2 protein-coding genes are annotated in these 979 nt (G+C 65.5%); one reads left to right on the top strand and one right to left on the bottom strand.

The features are described from left to right. Positions 1 to 37 precede the first annotated feature (37 nt). Entirely contained in the window at positions 38 to 346 is a 309-nt protein-coding gene (locus ABD844_RS52865; RefSeq protein WP_344897918.1) for an HU family DNA-binding protein, read from the top strand. Between the two features lie 75 nt (positions 347 to 421). On the opposite strand, the gene ABD844_RS52860 is transcribed toward ABD844_RS52865, so the two are convergent. Beyond that, entirely contained in the window at positions 422 to 739 is a 318-nt protein-coding gene (locus ABD844_RS52860; protein WP_344897915.1) for a hypothetical protein, read from the bottom strand. Positions 740 to 979 lie beyond the last annotated feature (240 nt).

Genomic DNA, 979 nt, shown 5'->3' with positions numbered 1-979 from the left:
CGCTGCCGGTTGGCAACAACAATCAGGGGGAGAACCAATGGACGCCGAGAAGAACATCAAGACGAAGAGCGACATCGTCGACGCCGTCATCGACCGAGCCGGAGCGCCCAGCCGCAGGATCGCAGAGCGGTACGTGAGCGGCGTGCTCGAGTACATCCAGGAGCAGGTCGCGGACGGCAACACGGTGCAGATCACCGGCTGGGGCAAGTTCGAGCCCGTCAAACAGGCCGGGCGCGACGCGCGCAACCCGCAGACGGGCGAGCGGGTGCCCGTCGAGGCCAAGTGGGTCGTCAAGTTCCGGCCTGGCACGGAATTCAAGCGGCAGGTGGCCGCTCGTGAGGCGTAGCCGCTAGCGCATAAAGGCCGCCCCCAGCGCCCGGGAGCGGCCTTTCGATCTCTCATCACAGAGATGGGGGAGATCTTACCTGGGCTCCTGAGGCTTCTTCGGCCGCGGGATTCCCAAGTCGTCGAAGTAGTCATTCAGCGCATCCGAGATGAACGGCCGGCCGCCCAGGTCTTCCCTCAGGCAACCCTCGACGAGACGCGCCCGCGTGTTCCTGGTCAGCCGCACCATGATGAGCTTGCCGCCGCCCATGTTGTTCTTCTTGGGAGCTGGGATCTTCAGTTCGGCGTCCTCGGGCATCTCCTGCGGGACGCCGAGCTTGTCGCAGTATGCGTTGATCGCTTCTTCCCATATATCTCTGACGCCCTTGCCTGCGCGGTCGTGCGCCTTCGTCATTCGGGAGTTCGTGGCGTCGTCCAAGCGAGTGCCGGTGTTGCGGAGAGTGGTCCACGTTGCCACGCGGCCGCGGGTAGGCGCGGTGGTGCGTCGCGGCGTTAGCGGGTCCGCTGACGTCTCTTCGCCTTGCTCAGTGAGAGCGGCGGTGCGAGGGTCGGGTCTCTTGCGGGGCGGCATGGTGGCGTGCTCCGTGGTGTGTGGCTGGGCTGGCTGGTGTTGACCTCACCGTATTGCGCTGAG

The organism is Nonomuraea antimicrobica (assembly GCF_039536965.1).
Lineage (GTDB): Bacteria > Actinomycetota > Actinomycetes > Streptosporangiales > Streptosporangiaceae > Nonomuraea > Nonomuraea antimicrobica.
This window is presented reverse-complemented; position numbering and strand designations above follow the sequence as displayed.

Coding starts and splice junctions, on each gene's coding strand:
- ABD844_RS52865 (WP_344897918.1), top strand. CDS start 38: ATGGACGCCGAGAAGAACATCAAGACGAAGAGCGACATCGTCGACGCC.
- ABD844_RS52860 (WP_344897915.1), bottom strand. CDS start 739: ATGACGAAGGCGCACGACCGCGCAGGCAAGGGCGTCAGAGATATATGG.